Below are 20,220 nucleotides of genomic sequence, written 5' to 3'. Positions count from 1 at the left end.
AACGGTCCGCATTGGAGTCCGAGCAAGCCGAGGAACGACAAACGCCATAAAAACCATGCCATGAAAATACCAGCCCCACTCGCGCTCATCGCGGCACTTGCGCTCACGCCAACTACGCTCGCATTTGCCCAGGATCAGAAAACCGACACTGCCGCCACACTGGGAAAAGTCATTACCGTTGACGTATGGCCCGGCGGAAAAATGCCCGGACGCGGCGCCAGGGAGCCTGAAGCCGACATGCCATCGCGCAATGACGGAGTCCAGCGCATCACAAACGTCAGTCTGCCGACGCTGGCAGTATTTCCCGCGCCGAAAACGGACGTGCCCGCGCCGGCAATGATCGTCTGCCCCGGCGGCGGCTTTGACTATCTGGCCTATAACAAGGAAGGCACCGATATCGCAGCTTGGCTGAATGCAAACGGCATCAGCGCCATCGTCCTGAAATACCGGGTGCCCAAGAATAGCGATGGCGCGCTCCGGGATCTCCAGCGCGCCATCAGTCTCTCGCGCGCCAGCGCGAAAGACTGGGGCATCGATCCCAAGCGCCTCGGCGTGATTGGGTTCTCCTCCGGCGGCAATCTCGGCGCCAAGGCGGGCCTTCGGTTCAACGAGCGCGCTTACAACGCCATTGATGAAATCGACCGGCAAAGCTGCCGCCCCGATTTCGCCGTGCTGGTTTACCCTGTCTATATGGGCCGCGAGTCCGAAAAAATTGACAGCGAACTCAACATCATAATCCCGCCCATGCTCATCGTGCACAGCGAAGACGACAAAGCGTATTATCCCGGCACAAAGCTCTACGTGGAAGCCATGAAAAGGATCGGCGCGCCCTGCACGGCGCTCATCTACAAGACCGGCGGCCACGGTTACGCGCTGCAAAGCAAACGCGAGGCCCGCGCTTGGTCCGATGCCTGCCTGGAGTGGCTCGGCAAAAACAAGTGGCGCTGAACCAACGGCATTTATTCTGCCTGCCCAAAAAACATAAGACCTCCATTACAATGACACGCATAACCTCGATATTGCCCGTGCTTGCGGGACTTCTAATCACCAGCCCTTCACTCTCCATGGCAAGAGCGGCGGATTTGCCGGACGATATTGGCCCGAACATCGCGTTCGGGAAAACCCATAAATCCAGCGACATCAATATGAGTGGATGGGATGGCGGCTTGACCGACGGCGTGTGGAGTTCGGCAAAAGGGAGCACCTACGCCACCGGCAAAAGTGGAAAATTTCCCAAGGCCGTCACCATCGATCTGGAGGGGAAAAGCACCATTGCGTACATCCACACCGGCGTGCCGAAAATCGGTTTCACCAAAACCATCGAAGCATCGATCAGCGAAGACGGCGAAAATTTCACGACCGTCGGAAAACATGATTTCAAAATGGGAACGGAGAACCGTCACCTCTACGCCTTCAAACCCGCCGCCGCTCGTTATATACGTCTCACCTTTCTTGAAAATCACCCCAAACCCGGCAAGGGGGGATACCCGGCGGCCCACTGTTTTGTAAGCGAAGTCGAAGTCTATGGGCCAAAAGGCTCCGGGCCGGCATCAGATGAATAACTGTCACCAGGGAATCTTTTGCATGCTCCACAGATTAGGGACAACCCCGATCAGGAAACCCATGCCATGAAAATACCAATCGCGCCCGTCCTCATCGCGGCACTTGCTCTCACGCCACTCACACTCGCATTTGCCCAAGACCGGAAAACGAACGCCACGCTCCCGGCAAATACGTCACTCGACCTGTTCCTGCTTGTCGGCCAATCCAACATGGCGGGCCGGGGCAAACTCGAAGAACAGGACAAAATTGCGCCCCCGCGCGTCTGGACATTCAACAGAAATCAAAAATGGGTGCCCGCGACAGACCCGCTGCACTTCGACAAAGATATTGCAGCCGTCGGTCCCGGACGCACTTTCGGCCGCACCGTCTCCGAGGCACTGCCCAAGATCCAAGTCGGCCTCATCCCGTGCGCTGTCGGTGGGACCTCGATCGCACGCTGGAAAAAAGGGGGCGAACTCTACAACAACGCCATCGCTCGCGCCCGCAAAGCCATGAAACAAGGTACGCTCAAAGCGATACTCTGGCACCAAGGTGAATCGGATCTCGGAAAATCAGACATACCCCGCTACCAGGAAAGTCTGCGCCACCTCATTGCCGATTTTCGTGCCGACCTCAATGCGCCCGGCATCCCGTTTATCATCGGCGAAATTGGCTGCTTTTATCAACGCAAGGACAGCGAAGGCATCGACGCCTTCAACGAAGGTCTGCGCGCATTTGCCTCAAAAGAACGCAACTGTGCCTGTGTTGGCAGCGAAGGCCTCACGCCCCTCCGCGACAACCTGCACTTCAATGCCAAAAGCGCCCGCGAACTCGGCCGCCGTTACGCCGCCGCATATCTAAAATTGATCGGCGCCTCCGCGCCCGCGCTCCTGCCCTGAACTAGCCCGCCTGCGATACGAAGAAGCGCTCGACGCACCGAAAGCCGGGAAAGGCCAAACCCGCGCAGGGGCATTGCCGTCTGCTTCCCCGCAAAGGCGACGCTCGTTCAGCGCATCAGATTATATAATGTTTCCGTTCAACATTGGCGTGGCAGCGCTGGTGGGGCGAAGCCACCGGTTGAGCCGCGGCTCGGCGGGACGCCTCGCCCTACCATTTGGACCAGTGTTGAAAAAACACTATAAGCCGCACTTGCGCCCTGCCAGAGGAGGGGCATCACCCCGCGCTCAATTTCTTGCGCAATGTCACCGTGTCGCCTTTGCGCACGGCTTTCACACGGAAACCGCCTTCGAGCATGCGCACCAGATTCTCCACCTGGTCGGAACGCAGCGTCGCGCTCACCGCCGTTTTCGCAAGCTCCGGGTCCGCAATGACGAGACGGATCGGCGCGTTGCGCCGGTTGAACTCCTCCACCACGTTCGACAGCGGCTGTTCCGTGATGTCGAGCAGGCGCGGATGCCATGCGATCAGGTTTTCGATCTTCTCCGTCGTCACGGTCTGCACGGTCAGGCTCGATTCCCGCGACACGACCGCCATCTGGCCGGCTTTCACGAGGGCGTCTTCCCGCATGTTTTCCGGGCCGGGCGCGGATTCGTTGTCACGGGCGTGCACCTGCACGACGCCCGATGTCACGAGCACTTCCACCGCGCTGCTTTCGCGGCGAACATTAAAACTCGTGCCCAATGCGCGCACATTGACGCCGTCGATATTCAAGATGAACGGTCGGTCGGGATCCTTCGCCACATGGAAGTTCGCCTCGCCGTGGTCCAGCCGCACGTAGCGCTCCGTGGCCGAATACAAAACCGTGATCGACGCGCCGCGGTTCAATTCCACGATCGTGCCGTCATCCAGCTTGCTCTGTTCGATGCTGGAAATCATGTCTCCACCGGCCCGCACGACCGCCGCCTGCGCGCGGCTTCGCGCGGTGCCCGGGATTTTGGCCGGCGCAAACACAAACAACGCCGCGCACGCCGCCGCGACCACCGCGCCAAACGACACGCCCGCGAACAACCGCCGGCGTTTCCCGAGCCAGGCGAAGACCGGGGCCAAAACCGGCTCCCTGCGCGGGGCGAGCAAGTCGCGATTGGGGCGCGCCGCGTGCTCCGGACGCCAGTCCGCCAAAATATCGAGCCGCGCCCAATGCGCGCGCTGCCGCTCATACTCCGCGGCGTGCCGCGGATCGGCGGTGAGCCAGTCCAGAAACGCGTCCTGGCCGGCGGCGCCGAGTCCCGCGTCCACGCGAATCACCCAATTGGCGGCTTCGGAAATTATTCTGTCCTGTGAGTCCATGAATGCGGCGCGGTTGTGCGCGTGGGGCAAAAGTGAGCGCGGTTGTTAAGGATGAAATCGTCGGTCAAAATCCGCGCCGGGGCGCGGTGTGTTTTTTGAAGTAGGCATCGAGTTTTCTCAAGGCCAGCACGGACTGTATCTCCACCGTGTGCTCGGCAATGCCGAGCTCGGCGGCGGTCTCCTTTTGAGACATGCCGTAAATTTTGCGGAGGGTGAGGATTTGCCTGCATCGGTTGGGAAGCGACTGGATCGCGCGGGTGAGCATTTCAAGCTCCTCGGCGCGCGCCACCGCGTGAGGAACATCGACGCTCTCATCCATGATGCCCGAGCAGTCGAATTCCGCTAATGAATCCACCTTGGCCACGGCGAGGTGCCGCGCGCGCATGAGCGCGAGGTTGCGCGCCGTCACAAACAGAAAAGCCTTGGGCGAGCGCACCTCGCGCGTCACCCGCGCCTCAAGCACGCGCACTAAAGCCTCCTGCGTGATGTCGTCCACGTCGCAGCCGCTGCCAAACTGGCTCTTCAACCATGCGCGCAGCATGGGCTCGTGCGGCTGGAGGTTTTCAGCAAACCACCTCGCGGATTCTGTGTCTTGGGGCGGCATGGGTGCAAGTTCTGCGGGTCGGGAAACTCCTTTACATACAAGCCGTTTAAGCGCGCGTGCAAGCGCGGATGTGCGCGAGGCATTTTTTTCAAAAAAGGCTTAGCGGAAAAACACACCTTGCGCATCTTTTAAAATTGGCTGCTGGAAGCAGCGGCACGCGCGCCGCGACTTATCTCGCCTTCGTCGCGGAGATGGGGCAAGTCCGCGCCTCGCCAAACACCGCATCCACTTGCCATACACGATGGACAAGCAGCCGCCGTTCGTTCTCTTTTTATATCTCTGCACATCCGAAACAGTCAGATATCCATGAAGTCCCTTTCCCATCCGCTCGTTTTAGCCGCGCTCACCGCCGTGCTCCTCCTCGCAACGGCCTGCCCCAGGCGCGACAAGCCCCGGAATCCACCCGCCGCCACCTTTTCAAACCCCATCGCGGTCGGCGCAGACCCGTGGGTAATCCGGCACGAGGGCCATTACTATTGGACGCTCACGGACACCGACCGGGGCGTCGCCGTCTGGCGCTCGAACAACCTCACTTCGCCAGACAAACGCCAAATCGTCTGGCGCGCGCCCGCCACCGGCCCCTACTCGAACGAAATCTGGGCGCCCGAACTCCACTGTCTCGACGGACGCTGGTACATCTATGTCGCCGCCTCCGACGGCAACAACGCCAGCCACCGCATGATCGTGCTCGAATCAGCCACCGACGATCCACAGGGCGAATACACCTTCAAGGGCGAACTCTACACCGGCGACCACATCGACACGAAAGAGAAAAACCGCTGGGCCGTTGACGGGACCATACTCGCCTATAACGGCAAACGCTACTTCATCTGGTCCGGCTGGGAGGACGAACGCGACATCCAATGGCTCTACGCCGCGCCCATGAGCAACCCCTGGACAATCTCCGGAAACCGCGTGCGCCTCTGCGACAATAACGACTACCAATGGGAACGCGTCGGTGAATCCATGCAAGGCCGCGGCCTCAACGAAGCGCCGCAAATCCTGCAACGCAACGGACGCATCTTTCTCGTCTATTCCGCCAGCGGCTCCTGGCAGGCCACCTACAAAATGGGACTGCTCGAACTCATCGGCGCCGATCCTCTCGCGCCCGGCGCCTGGCGCAAACACCCCTCCCCTGTCTTTGCGCCAACCGAGACAACCTTCGGCCTCGGACACGCCTCGTTCGTCAAGTCCCCCGATGGCAGGCAGGACTGGTTTGTTTACCACGTTAAACAGGAGCGCAAGGATGGCTGGAGCCGCATCATTTTCGCGCAACCCTTCCATTGGACCCAGGGCGATTTCCCTGATTTCGGGAACCCCGTCGAGCGCGATGAGCCGATCCCCGTGCCGATGACTGGCGAATGAGCGCGTTTTTGTCCCGCGCAAAGACTCAGGGATAAAGCATATCAAATTATACTGTGGACGATGCTTGAATTGGAGGGACGGCCTCCGTGCCGTCCGCCTCGGTGCAAAGGGACGACCCGGAGGCCGTCCCTCCATCTATAAATGCGGCCACGGTTTCTTTTGAATTTCCGCTGCTCAGGGGAGCTTTGAGAGGCTCAATAATTTCAGGGTTCGGCCGGCATCGTCCCAGCCAAACGCCAAGGTGTATTTGGAACCGTTGACGGAAAAGGCATAAGTGCCGGTGTCCCGTCCGCCCGCGTTGAGGGTTCCCTCGTCATAACCGCTGAGGACCAGGATTCGTTTGAGACGATTCCACATAAAATCCTCGGTTTGCGGATTCACCTTGAGAAGGTCAATCGCGCCGGAGGAACGGGCGGAGACGGTGGCGGGATCGAGACGGGAAACATCCAGCTTGATGCGGATGGTGTCGTTGACTTGCGCGGGATTGGAGAGGCTTTGGTCGAAGGCTTTGAAACCGCCTCCGGGAGTCAGGACAAAGGTGATCGCGGCGGACTTGCGCAGGGTGAATTCGTTTTTGGCGACACCGGTGACGCCTGCGTCGCCGTGGACGATGAGGCGGGCGGCACCGGCGGGCGCGGTGGCGGAGGAGTTGCCAATAATGAAACCGCCGGTAAGGGAGGCGTTGCTGATTTCGACGGAGCCGGATGCGTTCGCGTTGCCGCCGGTGGCGATGCCGATGATGGCTTTTTTGGCCGCGTCGGAATCAGTGAGCGTGAGGGAGCCGCCGGTGATAACGAGGGCACCGTCGCCCGGCGTGCCGGGAGTGGAGGAGCCGATATTGACACCGCCCTTGATGGCCAGGCTGCCGCCCTTGATATAAAGGGTGCCGCTGTGGGTGGTCTGGCCGATGGCGAGGGTTTGGAGGGCGCCGTCCGTGAGAGAGACATTGCCGGAGTTGAGGTAAAGCACGCCGGCGCCGGCGCTGGTGCCGACGTAGAGCCGGCCGGCCGAAAAGCTCTTCGTATTGCTGGCGACCCTGGCAGAGGCACCGGTTCCGCGCACGTGGATGATGCCGCCGGTGGAAAAGCCGGACGGGGAGAGATGATCGAGCAACTCCGCGTTGTCGGGACCGTTGAACAGATGGGTCGTGGCCGCGCCGGCAGGGAGGACGCCGAGGAGGAGGGAGGAAACGACGAGGGATGGGATGGATTTGGTTTTCATAACGACTGGTATTTTGATGTTGGATTGGGATGGAAATCACCGCGGCGAAGGCACGGCGGCGGCCCGCGGGCGCTACTCCAGAAGCATGCTGTCGCGGAGATTTTTGCCGAGGATCTTGTCTTTGACGTTGTTGAATGAGTTTCCGGCGACCCTTGCATTTATGGCATCCTCCACCTGCACCGCAACATCGCAGTTTTCGAAATAATTTCCTTCGATTTGCAGGTCGCGCATGAACGGGGCCAGCGCATTTTTCCAAACCTGGACTTTTGCGCTCACCGCGCCGACGGCGCCGTGCCGGGTCTGCCAGCCGCAATTAATAAAGCGGTTGTTTTTCACCATTATATTCCGCGCCACCGGCCCCTCCTGCTCCTGAATCGCCGGGCCGATCATCACGGCGGGATACATGATGTTTTCATAAATACAATTTTCTATTTTCACCCCGCGGTTCCGGACCAGGCTGGCGCAACCCGCTATGTTCCTGAACCGGCTGTTTTTCACCACATAATCATCCATGTTCCAGGCGTAAACGCACACCGGCATGCTGGAATCAAGTCCCGGCGGCAATTCCTCCTCGAAGGATATTTGGTAATGATATTTGCCCGCACCGTCCTTTTTCAGGACGGCCTGCCTGACGGTCAGCACCCGTTCCTCGTCCGGGGCCGTATAGAATCCGACGGACGAGCCCGGCTGGATCTCGACATTCTGCGAGCCCCTCCTGCTTTCCAAAACAACGGTCCGGCTATCCATGATTTCCCTTGTCCACAAAAAGATTCCGTGCGCGTTCTGGCCGTCCCAGCGCACACCCTCGATGTGAAGGCCGTCCATCACCACCCTGCCCCGGTTGCACGACAGCATCAACCCGTCCCGCGATCCCACCGCCAACTGGTTGCCTGCGGGTTTAAAAACGAGATTGCTGGCAAAGACATCCTTGGAGCGCGAGACCGACGCGCAGAATCCCATGGCATTATACGTGTGAATGTTTTCCAACCGGACATCCTCGCTCATCGTGACATTCAGCTGGTTTCCCTCCCAGCCGAAATGCCAGCTCACGCCGTCGCCGACATCGAGCATCGCGGCCACCTTGGCGTTGGCGAGCACCATGCGCCGGGGCGCTGTTGACGCCGTTTGCGGAAGCAGTCTGAGCGTGTATGCCCCTTCGTTGGCCGCCACATCGGCGCCGAAGGTCAGGCTGCCGATTTTTTTAAGCGAGCCGGTCTTCAAATCCCAGGCGTTGCCGCAATAAAATACACAACCGTCAATCGCCGGATTGCCGTCGAATATCTCCATGATCACCCGGTCGCCGTCCTTTTCGACAACCTTGCCCGCGGTGGTGTATCGGGGCGCGTTATCCAGGACAAAATTTTTCAGGTGGATATGTTTGCACTTGATGGCGCGAAGAATCTGCCGGGCGGATATGTTGCCGGAAAATTCATATTTTCTCAAAAGCAGGGTGGCCGGCGTGCCATCCGCGTTCACCGCGCCGGCGAATACAAGATCCTCGAAACCGTTCAGGTCGATCGCTATTTCCTTTTCCGGGTTCTTCACTTCCAAGTCATAAGTCCCGGGATCGAAGTTGATTTCCCGCACGTTGTTGGCCCGGGCAAAGGCCACCGCCCGGCGGATTGCGGCGAGGTCGCAAATGGAATCATCGGCGACCGCCCCGAAATCGCGCACGTTGATGCCGGAGGCATTGAGCGCAAGCAGGCTCGCGCAAAGCGCGATGCCCAAGCGCCCGATGCGCGTCGATAATTTACCCGAATGGTGCATGGGAAAAATGGAGGGACGGCCTCCGTGCCGTCCGGTGTGGGACGAGAAAAGATAAAGAGGAAAGAGTTCCGAGCGAAGCGAGCTGCCTGACAAGCGCCGGAGCGGACGGCACGGAGACCGTCCCTCCATTTCGCGGGCAGGAATGCCCGCGCTCCTGTCTTACCGGGTGCGGCAGCGGCGCCATATCAACGAGAGAGTCAGGAGGGCCAGCGCCCACAGGCTGAGCGCGCCGCCGCCACCGCCACCACTGCTTCCGCCACCGTCAGACGGCGGTTGCGAACTGCCGCTGGTCGTGGCGGTAACGGACAGGGTGACGACGTTGTCGTCCGTGTCGATCGCGCGGATTGCCTTGTTGCCCGTGTCGGCGACGTAGAGAGTGCCGTCGGGGGCGAGGGCGATGTCCTCGGGATGGTTGAACCACGCGTTGGTGCCGGAGCCGTCCTTGAAGCCCGGCACGCCGGGCATGGCGTCGATGCCGGGGTAGCCGGCAATGGTCGTGACGGTGCCGCCGGATAGTTTGCGGACGAGTGAGTTGCCGGTATCAACGAAGTAGAGGTCGGGGCCGTCGAGGACGAGGCCGCGCGGGGCATTGAGGAGCGCAGCGGAGCCCGGGCCGTCGTCGCTGCCCGCCACGGCGGGCTGGCCCGCGACGGTCGAGACCGCGCTGCCATCGAGAGCGATGGCGCGGATGGTGTGGTTTCCGGTGTCGGCAATATAGAGTGTTCCGCTGCTGCCCATTTCCAGCAATGCGATCCCCGCTGGGGCGTTAAACAGCGCCTGCGTGCCGCTGGCATCGGCCGTGCCGGAAACACCCTGCGCGCCCGCCAGCGTGGTGACCGTGCCGGAGGCACTGACCCGGCGGATGACGTGGTTGCCCGTGTCGGCGACGTAAACGTTGCCCGCCGCATCCACCGCGATGGCGGAGGGATTGGAGAGCCGTTTGGTCGTGTCGGAAACAGTGCCGGACAACAAGGTCGAGACCATGCTGGTGGAGAGCGTGACGGTGCGGATGCTGTTGTTGCCCGCATCGGCGACATAGAGCGTGCCGGAGCGCGAGACGAGGTCGGCCGGCGTGTTGAATTTCGCGGCCGTGCCCACGCCGTCAACCGCGCCGGGCGAATCGAGCGTGCCCACGAAGGTGGTGACATTTTTGTCGGGGGCGATCGCCTGGATGATGTGCCGGGATGCATCGGCGACATACAGGGTGCCGGAAGCGCCCGCCGCGATCGCGGAGGATTGCGCGAAGCGGCTGTCGGGGTCGGGCGTGACCGTCACGGTGGCCGGGGCGCTGATGGTTTCTCCGACAGGCGTGGTGATGACGACATCATACACGCCCGCGTCGGAAGGCTTGCCGGCAAGCGCAAGCGTGGCGGAGGTCGCGCCGGGGATGGCCACGCCGTCTTTGCGCCACTGAAATTCAGCTTCGCCGCCCACCGCAACAGAAAGGGTGAACGGGGAGCCATGCTGGATGATGCCGCCGACGGGCTGTTCGATGATGTTCACTGATCCCGGCAGGATCGTGACCACCGCGCGCCGGCTGACCGTGCTGCCTGCGCTGTTGGAAATGACGACGTGATAAATGCCATTGTCCGTCCACAGACCGGAAAGGTTCAGCACGGACGAGGTCGCCCCGGAAAGCGCCGCGCCGTCATGATACCACTGGTAAGACGTGGCTCCGGTGGCGGCGACCGAGAGCGCAAGCGCCGTGCCGGTCGCGGCCGCCTTGCCCTGCGGTTGCGCCGTAATCGTGGGCGCGCCCGGAACCGGGGTGAATATCACGGTGGCGGCGGCGCTGGCCACCGAGCCGCGGACACCCGCGACCAAGCCATAGGCGACGACGTGATAATCGCCGCTCTCGTATGCGGCGCCGGCCAGCGCCAACGAACCCGAAACAGCGCCGGGAATGACCTGGCCGTCCTTGAACCATTGGTAACTGTCGGCGTTTTGCGCGACGACGGTGAGCGTGAAAACGGTGCCCTCGGGCAACGGTCCGCCGGTGCCAGCGGGATCGGTTGTGATCACCACGTCGGGCACGGCGGAAACGGTGAGTGTCGCCGGATCGCTTACGACATCGATAAGCCCCTTGGTCACGACGACGTAATATTCGCTTCCGTCATCGGCGGTCGTGCACAGGAATCCGTAGGACGAGGACGTCGCGCCGGAAATCGGCACATCGTTCCTGAACCACTGGTAGGTGTATTGATTGCCGGGGTCATCGGTCTCGACGCCGAAGAGCACCGCCTCGCCGCTGGTTTTGGTCTGGCTCTCGGGATGCAGGTAACGAGTGATGAGCGGCGGCGTGGTGAGATAGAGCGTATCAGTCATTCCGCCAATGGCGGAGCCGCCGCCGACAGGCGTGCCGGAGACCGAATAGGTGAAATACTGCGTGCCCGCCGGGAGCGGCACGCTGAACTCGAAGGGGAATTCGTTCTTCGGCAGCGTCTGCTCCAGCCCGCCGTCGATGCTGTAGGTCAACGTCGCAGACTGGAGCGTGGCCGTGCCGGCGGAAGCGTAAACATACGCGCTCTGGCGAGTCGGGGAGAGCGAGAGCACCACGCCCGTCACTTGCCCGATCTGGGGATCGTTGCGCTGGCTGAAGCTTTCCGCCGGCAAGGCGCCGCCATGTCCGTTCTGGTAATCCGCCTGCAATCCGAGCACAGGCGTGGCATTGTCGATGGCGACGGCGGTGAAGCCGCCTGGCGAGACGGTGACGGTGGTGGCGCCATTCGTGAAGGCGCCGTAATTCTGCTGCACATTGTCGCGCCAGACCCGCATGCGCCCGCCCGGCGTGAGTTGCACCTTGTCGGCGCGCACGGTGACGGTGGCGGTCACCTCGGTCGTGGTCTGGTTGGAGAACGTGAGATAGAGGCGGCCGTTGCCGTGTCCGGCGACGTAGTTGAGTTGCACGGCATTTTCTCCGGAGAGCGTGACGAGACCGCGCGGCAGCCACGGCCAGACGCCGTTTTCGCCATAAAATTGTCCCGGCGCACCGCCAAACACACGCCCGCGGAAATATGCTTTCGAATCGCTGAACTGATACGGGAACTTGACCGCGCCGAGCGACTTGTATTCGGCGTCCGCCATGAGGAAGTCGATGGCGATCGGCGCCAGCATGGCCGGATGGTTCATGTGCGCGGTGTTCAAATATTCGGAATACCAACGCAGCGGATAATCGGCGCGGAGCAGGTCGGCGTAATAATGATCGCGTATCGTATAGCCGGGATAATTGAGCCAGCGCCCGATGATTCCGGAGCGGCCCACGGCGGCATAGAAGGAATCGGTGGTCAGCCCCGCCACGCGCATCAGCGACGGCGCCGCGTAAGCGCTCATGAAGATGCCCCGGTGGCTGACGGACGAGGCGGATGCCTCGGCGGCGAGACCGACCTCGGACACCAACGAGGACTTGATCGCCGGAGTAGCCGTGCTCAAGCCATCGACCGTGAGATCGTTCAGTGCCGGGGCGAACTGGATGTGACGGATAAATTCATCCATCGCCTTGGCCGCATGCTCTGCGTAAGTGACGTCGCCGGTCAACTCGGACATTTCCAGCAAGGACTCCCAGCGCCCGCCGATCTGGTTCCAGAAGGAGTTGGCCACATCGACGAAGTCGGAGGCCGGGCCTTCGGTGTAGCGGTATTTGATATAGGCGGCGGCGAGGATTTTGGCGTCGTCGAGGTATTCGGCCTTGCCGGTGGCCTTGTAGCCGGCGATGAGGGAGTGCCAGAGCTTGAAGGACCAGCCGCCGCCGTGCGCGACATCGCCGAGGACTTGCTCACGGGTGAGCGTGGCGCCAGCGTCAATGGTGCCGAGGAGGGTTTTGCCGCCGATAGTGCTGTCACTGGCAGTGGCTGTCATCCACGCTTGGTCCGCCAAGGTCGCGTAGGCGCTGGTGCGCCCGCCAGTGAGGGCGGCGAGGGTGAAGTAATCGGTGGCGTAGTAGGAGGACAGCGGGCCGCCCAGCGGCTCGCCGACACCGGTGCCGGTGAACACCATGGAATCCTTCGGACGGGAGACAAAATACTCGATCGAAGGCAGGGCGCGTTTTTCGTAATACACCACATCGTCGCGCACCATGGCGAGGCCGAGCGCGGTGGCGGCGGACTGGAAGCGCACGGTGTCGGGGTTGTCGTTCACATACTCGTTGGCCTTTTCGTTGGGACGCCAGTAGCTGTAGCCCTTGGCGACGCCGTCCACCGGGTCGACGTCCTCGGTGAGGAGGAAATCGACCAGGTTGTCGATGGCGGTGTTGAGCGAGCCGCCCGCGAGGTTTTGGCGATAGTCGTGGAAGCCGTAGACGCCGGTGACGACATCGCGGATGGTCGCGTCGAGCGTGCCGCCGTTGACAACGAGACGCACGGAGAAGGACAGCGTGCCATCCGTGCGCGAGCCCAAGCCACCGTAGAGCGGCGCGGCAATCGCCGGGAGGTTTTGGGTCGCGGTGAGGTCGGTGGTATAAAGGCCGAAGAGGGTGTTGGCCTTGTTGGAGACGCGGACGGGGATTTCAAACGGGTCCACCGCCGCTCCGGCTACAACCGTCTGGTCGATTATTTTCCGCAGGACAGCCGGCGTGGTGGCGCGGATTTCGTCGATGACATATTGTTTGGCGGGGAAGCGACGCCCATCCCAGACGCCGGGCATGTAGAAAGCGTCGATTTCCTCGTTGGGCACCTCGGGCAGTCCGGTGAACGACACCGCATAGTAACGCTCGCTGCCGGGCGCGAGGGTCCAGCGGAGGCGCGGCGCGGCCGCACCGGTGGGCAGTTCCAGCGCGGCACGGAATCCGGCGATGGCCGCATCGGACGGGGCGAAACGCCAGGTGATTTGCCCGTCGCTGATGACGGCATGGGCGGGCAGCAGCGGCACACGCGTGCCGCGCGCCGCGCCATAATCATGCGCGCGGTCGCCCGGTGCGGTTGCCAATTCGGGCATATCGGTCTTCCAAGTCGGCAGCGTGATTTCCGGGGCGACGCCCGTGGTCGCGTAGCTGAGCGAGGGATCGGCGGTATTATATAGCACCTCAAACGACGCGGCGAAATGCGCGGTGGCGCCGGTGGTCTTGTCCGTGACATCGATGCCAAGGTCGGCGGCGAGCGTGACGGTGTAGCGTTCGTTTTCAAGCGCGGCGGGAGCCGCGGACGCGGTTCCGGTGGTGTCGAAGGCGAGCGCCGGCGCGGAGGCGGGACCGGCCTCCTTGTCGGCAAACCGCACGCCCGCGAAGTCCGTCCCCTCGTCGATGGAGGTGATGACAAAAGTCACTTTGTGATCCGTGTCGCTGGCCGTGCCGTTTCCATAGAGATCGCCGCGGCGGCCGGCGGCCCAGTTGAGGAATTGCGCGATGCGCGGGTCGCCGAAGGTGACCGTGTCTCCTGCGAGGCGGGTCGCCACATCGACGGTGACCTCGGCAAGCGGCACCGTGCCCGCACCGGGAGCGGTGGCGGAGTTTGCGCGGACGGGAGCGGTGTCCCAGGTGACGGTGTTTTCAGCCCAGGTGTCGGCGTTGTTGATGACGCCGTGCAGACGGAGACGCACGGGATTCCTGGGGTGCGTCGCCCCCGTGCCGCCGTTCACGAAAGGATCGCCGCCAAGTGTCAGCGCAAGGGATGCATCGGTCGCGTCAACGGACTCCACGGCCAGCGGCAGGTCAAACGACAGATAACTCTTGCGTGCGCCGTCCGTCGCCCCGAAGGCGGAAACGGCCAGGCCGGTGCCGTCGAGGTTGGCGCCAGCCTGCGTCCCGTTTGCCACGGTGGCATCGGCGGCGGATGAGACCGAACCGGCAAGATCGGGTTTCGTCGCACCCTCGAGCGTGAGCGTGGCGGGAGCAGACTCGACGGAGCCGACGCCGTTGGCCACCACCACGGTGTAGGCGGCACCGTCGTCGGCCGCGGTGAGATTGGTCAATGACAGTGTCGCGCTGACGGCGCCTGCGATGTCGGTGCCGTTGCGTTTCCATTGATAGGTGATATCGGTTCCCTCCGCCTCGACCATGAAGCTCACCGGCCCGCCCACATAGCTCACGGCATTTTGCGGCTGGGTGATGATCGACGGCGGTATCTGGACGCGAAGCGGGACGGGATTCGACGTGACTCGCTCCCGCGCAAGGTCGACGATCTCGACATCGTAGTCGCCGCTGTCCGCGACCCTCGCCACGGGAATCGAAAACGCGCTGGTCGTCGCGCTGGTGATGGCGACGCCGTTCTTGCGCCATTGGTATTCGAGCGGCGGCGTGCCCGTCGCCTCGACAGAAAGCACGAGCGGCGCACCGTCGGGCAGGTAGGGCGGCACGATGCCGCCGCCAAACTCGGCCAACGCCGGCTGACCGGTGATGGCGAGCGTGATAAGGTCCTCCTTGACCAACACCACCGCGAGGTCGGAAGTCACCGAGCCGGAGCCGCCGTCATTGCTCACGATGACACGGTATTTGCCCTGATTCTCGGCCTGGACGTGGGGGATGGTCAGGCTGGCCCCGGTCGCGCCAGCGATGGGGACGTCCCAGAGCGTCCATTGATACAGAAGCGGAACCACGCCCGTGGCGGAGACCGTGAGCGTCGCGGACTCGTTCCGGGGCACAACGGTCTTGGCATCGGGCTGGGTGACGATGACCGGCGGCACCGACAAGCCGGTGACATGGTAATAACCGCTCTCGCCCGAGCTCAGGCGAAGCGAATCCAGCCGGTTTGCGGTCGCGGCGTCAGTGACGCCGGACTTGAGCACGACACCGATGGTCGAGAGCCGGTCGCTGGAGCCGAAGAGATCGAGCGGCGTGGACCCGCTGGTGAAGGTGGGCGCGACGGATGCGAACGCCTCTGCACTACCCGCGATCACAGGGTTCACCCAGACGTTTAGCTTCTTTGCCGCAGTGTCGTAGGAGAACAAAACCAACGCGGTTTCGCCGAGGGTGAAGACCTTGGGCACGACCGACTCGGATTGGTCGCTGGCGCGCACGACGAGCGACGCGCCCCGGGCATAGAGCCAGCATGCCGCGGTCGTCTCACTGCTGTCTCCCAAGGAGCCGGCGACGTTGAAAGTCAGTCCGGCGAATTGGTTTTCGTTGAGGTTTTTGACGAGAAAACTGCCCCAGACCGCGCCGGAGAGCGGGCTGGCAAGCGCGCGGATCTGCTGACGGGGGCCAGCGGCATAGTTCAACCACAGGCTGCGCGGAGCAAAGGGCGCATCGACCGGCTGGGTGATGCCATAGCGCGTGGAAGCGGGCGCGGCCAAGTCGCCCTCCGCCACCTTCACAGCCGCACTGCCGCTGCTCCACCGCTCCTCTCCGAAGCCGATGCCCTTGCCATTGTTCGCGGTGCCGTTGAGGTCGCCGACGAGGTAGTCGTTGAAGTCGGCCACCACCGGTGCGGCAACCTTGTCCGTGGGAATTACCGTAAGCGTCGCGGTGGACGAAAGCGTGAAATACTGGTCGGGGTAATCCGCGTTGGTCACTTTCACGGAATACCCGCCGGCATCGTTCATCTGGACATGCGGGAGATCGTAGGTCGCAGCGGCCGCACCGGGAATGACCAAGCCGTCGCGGGACCATTGATACGTGATCGGGCTGACACTGGTGGCCGACACGGAGAAGCTCGCGCTGCCGCTGCCCACCACGGTCTGGCTGACGGGCTGGGTCAGGATGACCGGCGGGCCCAGCACGGCGAGCGTGAGCGTGTCGGAGACAAGCGGGACGCCGGCGAGGTCGTTGATCCGCACGGAGTATTCGCCGCTGTCGGCAGGCGCCACGGGATCAATGGCGTAGGTGTCCGAGGTCGCGCCGGTGATGTCCGAACCGCTCTTCAACCATTGATAGGTGATGGGCTCGGTGCCGGTGGCGGAGACGATCATGGAAACGGCCGTGCCGGTGTGCACGGTCGAGGAGGGGATGAGCTGAAGCGAGGTGACCGCAAGCGGCACCGCCTCATCCCGGAAAATCAACGCGGCTGGATCGGAGATCGCAGCGCCGGCGCCGGCCGCATGGGAGACGACGACCTCATACCAACCCCGGTCCTCGCGCACCGTGGCGGGAATGGTGAGCGTGGCCGCCGTGCCCGTGGGGATGGCGGTGCCGCTGTGCAGCCATTGATAGGCGAGCGCCCCGAGGCCGGTGGCGGACACCGTGAAGGTCGCAGGCTCGCCCACGTCCTTGATCTGCGTCACGGGCTGAGTGAGGATGACCGGGGGGATAGAAATGCCGGTGACGCGGTAGTAGCCGTCGGCGCCGGAGGCGAGACGGAGAGAGTCGAGCCGGTTTGCATTTGCGACGGTTGTGGTGTAAGACGCAAACACCACGCCGATTTTCGAAAGCTGGCCGGTGGCACCGAAGAGGTCGAGCGGCGTCCCCCCGCTGTCATAGGCAAACGTGGATGAGGTGGCCGCCATGCCCTCCGCCGTATCCGTGAGCACGGGGTTGACCCACACCTTGAGACGCTGCGCCGCCGTGTCATAGGAAAACAGCACCAGCGCAGTCTGGCCGAGGGTGAAGACATCCGCCTCGTTGACCACCACTGCACCGCTGTGGGAACGCACGACCAAGGATGTGCCCTTGGCGTAGAGCCAGCGCGTTGCGCTTGTCTCGCTGCCGTCGGCCAGTGTGCCATCAACGTTGAAGGTCAAACCGGCGATTTGGTTTTGGTTGAGGTTGCGGACGAGGAAACTGCCCCATACTGCGCCAGAGAGCGGACTGGCGAGCAAGCGGGTTTGCTGGCGGGAGCCGTTGGCGTAGTTTTGCCATAAACCGCGTGGCGCGAAGGGCGCGGCGGTCGGCTGGACGATGCCGTAGCGTGTGGAGGCAGGCGCGGTCAAGTCCTCCGCCACCACCTGAATGACCCCGCTGCCGCTGTTCCACCGCTCCTCCGAGAAACCGACGCCTTTGCCATTGTTGGACGCTCCATTGAGACTTCCGACCGCGCAGTCATTAAAATCCGCGATCACCGGCGCATCCACGATGTCCACCAGACTCACCGTGAGCGTGGCCGTCGAGGACATCACATAGTATGCGGGGGCATCCGCGTTGGATACTTTGACCGCGTAGCCGCCGGCGTCGGTCGTGTCTGCGTTTTGAATAGTATAGGAAACTCCTGTCGCTCCAAGAATCTCCGTGCCGCTGTGGAACCATTGGTAGCCGATCGGACCGGTGGCGCAGGTGGCCGACACGGTGAACGCGGCGGGAGAGCCTTTGATGACCGACGTGCCCGAGGGTTGCGTGAGGATCTGCGGCGGGCCGACGACGGTGAGCGTGACAGTACCGCTGGTGAGCGGGTCGTTGACCGGATCGTCCACTACGACGGAGTAAGCGCCCGCATCGGCGACCGTCACGGAAGCAATGGCATAGGTGGCCGAAGTCGCACTGGTGATGGCTGTGCCACCCTTCAGCCATTGATAGGTGAGCGGCTCGTTGCCAGAGGCCGAGATCACCATCGAAACCGCCATGCCCGCCCCCACCGTCCCGGCCGGTGACAGATCCGGTCCGCTGTTGATCACCAACGGCTCGGGTGTGCCGACGGTCAGGGCCGCCACGGCGGACGTCGTCGAGCCGATACCGTCATCGTGAGACACGATTACCTGATAAGCCCCGGCATCCCCGGACTGGACATCGGGGATGGTCAATGTGCCGGTGGTGGCCGAGATGATGGCCGTGCCGCCGTGCGTCCATTGATACAACAGCGGCCATTGGCTGGTCGCACTGACGGTGAAGGTCGCGGTTCCGCCAGTAGTGAGCGTCTGCGACTGCGGTTGCGCGAGGATGTGTGGTTTCGCGACGAGGCCGGTGACGGCGTAATAGCCGGTATCGCCGGAGGCAAGGTAGAGGGCGTCAAGTTTGCCGGCGGAAGCGGCGAGCGAGGTCTGGCCACCAGTGATCATGACACCGACACGCTCTACGGGGGTGCCGGCACCGGTGAATGAGGTGCTGATATCGCAGGTCGGGGTGAGGTCGGCAAGGGCGACGACGTTGTCAGGGAGGACCGGGTTGACCCAGACGGTGAGTTGCTGGGTGGCGGTGTTGAGGCGGAAGAGGACGAGGGCGGTTTCGCCGAGGGTAAAGACATTGGGGATGTTGGCGACTTCAACGTTGCTGTAGTTGCGGATGACGAGGGCGGTACCGACGGCGGCGATGGAGCGGTTGGAGGGAGCGCCGCTGCCGCCGGTGGCATGGTTGAAGTAGAGGCCGGTGCTGTGCTCGGATTTGCCGTTTTGGACGAGGAAGCTGCCCCATACTTCGCCGGAGAGCGGGGCGGTGAGGGTGCGCCAAGCGCCGCGAATGACGCCGGGAACGGTGCCGTGGTTGCCCCAGACGCAACGCGGGGGGCCGGATTGCACGATGGCGTGGCGGGTGTAGGCAGGGGCGACGAGGTCCTCGGCGCCGGTAGCGACGACCGAGGAGAAGGCGGGAGTGGTGTCATTGCTGCCGCCGTCCCATTTGGCATTGGAGAAGCCGATGCCTTTGTTGTCGTTGGTGGTGGAGGAACTGCTGCCGAGCTGACCGACGGCAGTGTCGTTGAAGTCGGCGATGACAGGGGCGCGGGGAAAATCGGGCGGAGTCGGCAGGCCGGCGACGGCGTAGTAGGCGTGGGCGGAAGCGTCGAAGCGGAGGGCGTCGAGGTCGCCGCTGCGGGCGTTGCCGGCGGAGACATCCACGTAGTAGTTTCCGCCGAGGCCGATGGTGGCGAGGGTGCCGGTGCCGAGGAGGTCGAGCGTGCCGGAGTAGGCTGCACCGGTGCCGGAGAGGAGCAACGCGGGGTCGGCGGGCAGGGAGGCGGGGTCAACCCAGAGGTCGGTGCGCTTGGTGGCGGTATCGTGGCGGAAGAGGACGAGGGCGGTCTGGCCGGCGGTGAAGACACCGGGGACGGTGACGGCGTCGGCACCGGTGGCACTGGTGCCGCCGAGGACGAGATCGGGGCCGATGGCATAGATGCGGCGGCGGTTGGCGGTGGAGGTATCGTCGGGGTTGATGGTGACGGCGTTGAAGGTGAGTCCGGTGGTTTGGAAGACGTCCGTGCCGGAGTAGTCCTCGCTTTCGGTTTTGCTTTGCTGAAGCAGGAAACTGCCCCAGATGGCGCCGGTCATGGGCGCGATGAAGTTGCGGTAAGTCTGGCGTGGGGCGTTGCCAGCGGAGCGGGGGGCGTAAACGCGGAAGACATTGGCGGGGATGGCCGCGGACTGGGTGATGGCGTAGTCCGGTGAGAGACCGGACGCCAAGGTGCCGGCGTAGGTATGCGGAGCGCCGGTGCCGCCGAGCCAGTCCTTGGTGCCACTGGTGACGACAAGGCCGGTGTCGAGGCCATGGAGCTGGGCGGGGTTGTTGTCCGCGGAGAGGACGGCGTTTGAGAGATAGCCGTTGAAGTCGGCCGTGACTTGGGCGTTGACCGTTTCCGCGCGAGCGGCGGGCGCGAGGGCGGCGAAAAACAGCAAGGCAAGTGACACCGGAGACCAGTGATGCAGAAGGGGCGCGATTTTCATAAAAGTGGAGGTTTTAAGTTTCAGGC

Annotated in this window: 9 protein-coding genes; 4 read left to right on the top strand and 5 right to left on the bottom strand. The window is 62.9% G+C overall.

Annotation, left to right across the window (positions count from 1 at the left end; all coding sequences use genetic code 11):
- The first annotated feature begins 60 nt into the window (after positions 1-60).
- The 3 genes from OH491_RS25640 to OH491_RS25630 all read left to right on the top strand — a co-directional run bounded on the left by OH491_RS25640 (position 61) and on the right by OH491_RS25630 (position 2,441).
- Complete coding sequence (locus tag OH491_RS25640; RefSeq protein WP_068769724.1) at positions 61-948, top strand: alpha/beta hydrolase; 888 nt, start codon at positions 61-63, stop codon at positions 946-948.
- Positions 949-998: 50 nt separating this feature from the next.
- A complete protein-coding gene (locus OH491_RS25635) occupies positions 999-1,562 on the top strand; it encodes a discoidin domain-containing protein (RefSeq protein ID WP_084441774.1) in 564 nt (187 codons plus the stop codon).
- 66 nt (positions 1,563-1,628) lie between these two features.
- Positions 1,629-2,441 (top strand): sialate O-acetylesterase, encoded by an 813-nt coding sequence (locus OH491_RS25630; protein WP_068768411.1) that lies wholly within the window; start codon positions 1,629-1,631, stop codon positions 2,439-2,441.
- Between the two features lie 274 nt (positions 2,442-2,715).
- On the opposite strand, the gene OH491_RS25625 is transcribed toward OH491_RS25630, so the two are convergent.
- Both OH491_RS25625 and OH491_RS25620 read right to left on the bottom strand, forming a co-directional pair.
- Positions 2,716-3,789 carry a FecR domain-containing protein gene (locus OH491_RS25625; protein WP_145928471.1) on the bottom strand — a complete coding sequence of 358 codons (1,074 nt, stop codon included), beginning with the start codon at positions 3,787-3,789 and terminating at the stop codon, positions 2,716-2,718.
- Positions 3,790-3,853: 64 nt separating this feature from the next.
- On the bottom strand, positions 3,854-4,393 hold the full coding sequence (locus OH491_RS25620) for an RNA polymerase sigma factor (RefSeq protein ID WP_068768413.1): 540 nt from the start codon (positions 4,391-4,393) through the stop codon (positions 3,854-3,856).
- 306 nt (positions 4,394-4,699) lie between these two features.
- Between OH491_RS25620 and OH491_RS25615 the strand changes: the two genes are divergently transcribed.
- Positions 4,700-5,758, top strand: a complete 1,059-nt coding sequence (locus OH491_RS25615; RefSeq protein WP_068768414.1) for a glycoside hydrolase family 43 protein — start codon at positions 4,700-4,702, stop codon at positions 5,756-5,758.
- A 174-nt stretch (positions 5,759-5,932) separates the two neighbouring features.
- Here the strand turns inward: OH491_RS25615 and OH491_RS25610 are convergent, their stop codons facing one another.
- The 3 genes from OH491_RS25610 to OH491_RS25600 all read right to left on the bottom strand — a co-directional run bounded on the left by OH491_RS25610 (position 5,933) and on the right by OH491_RS25600 (position 20,194).
- Positions 5,933-6,979, bottom strand: a complete 1,047-nt coding sequence (locus OH491_RS25610; protein WP_068768415.1) for a hypothetical protein — start codon at positions 6,977-6,979, stop codon at positions 5,933-5,935.
- A gap of 72 nt (positions 6,980-7,051) precedes the next feature.
- A complete protein-coding gene (locus tag OH491_RS25605) occupies positions 7,052-8,746 on the bottom strand; it encodes a right-handed parallel beta-helix repeat-containing protein (RefSeq protein ID WP_068768416.1) in 1,695 nt (564 codons plus the stop codon).
- A 159-nt stretch (positions 8,747-8,905) separates the two neighbouring features.
- Positions 8,906-20,194, bottom strand: coding sequence for an immunoglobulin domain-containing protein (locus OH491_RS25600; RefSeq protein ID WP_145928472.1), 11,289 nt, complete (start codon positions 20,192-20,194; stop codon positions 8,906-8,908).
- Positions 20,195-20,220 lie beyond the last annotated feature (26 nt).

The sequence above is a fragment of the Termitidicoccus mucosus genome, assembly GCF_038725785.1.
GTDB classification, from domain to species: Bacteria; Verrucomicrobiota; Verrucomicrobiia; order Opitutales; family Opitutaceae; genus Termitidicoccus; species Termitidicoccus mucosus.
This window is presented reverse-complemented; position numbering and strand designations above follow the sequence as displayed.

Coding starts and splice junctions, on each gene's coding strand:
- OH491_RS25640 (WP_068769724.1), top strand. CDS start 61: ATGAAAATACCAGCCCCACTCGCGCTCATCGCGGCACTTGCGCTCACG.
- OH491_RS25635 (WP_084441774.1), top strand. CDS start 999: ATGACACGCATAACCTCGATATTGCCCGTGCTTGCGGGACTTCTAATC.
- OH491_RS25630 (WP_068768411.1), top strand. CDS start 1,629: ATGAAAATACCAATCGCGCCCGTCCTCATCGCGGCACTTGCTCTCACG.
- OH491_RS25625 (WP_145928471.1), bottom strand. CDS start 3,789: ATGGACTCACAGGACAGAATAATTTCCGAAGCCGCCAATTGGGTGATT.
- OH491_RS25620 (WP_068768413.1), bottom strand. CDS start 4,393: ATGCCGCCCCAAGACACAGAATCCGCGAGGTGGTTTGCTGAAAACCTC.
- OH491_RS25615 (WP_068768414.1), top strand. CDS start 4,700: ATGAAGTCCCTTTCCCATCCGCTCGTTTTAGCCGCGCTCACCGCCGTG.
- OH491_RS25610 (WP_068768415.1), bottom strand. CDS start 6,979: ATGAAAACCAAATCCATCCCATCCCTCGTCGTTTCCTCCCTCCTCCTC.
- OH491_RS25605 (WP_068768416.1), bottom strand. CDS start 8,746: ATGCACCATTCGGGTAAATTATCGACGCGCATCGGGCGCTTGGGCATC.
- OH491_RS25600 (WP_145928472.1), bottom strand. CDS start 20,194: ATGAAAATCGCGCCCCTTCTGCATCACTGGTCTCCGGTGTCACTTGCC.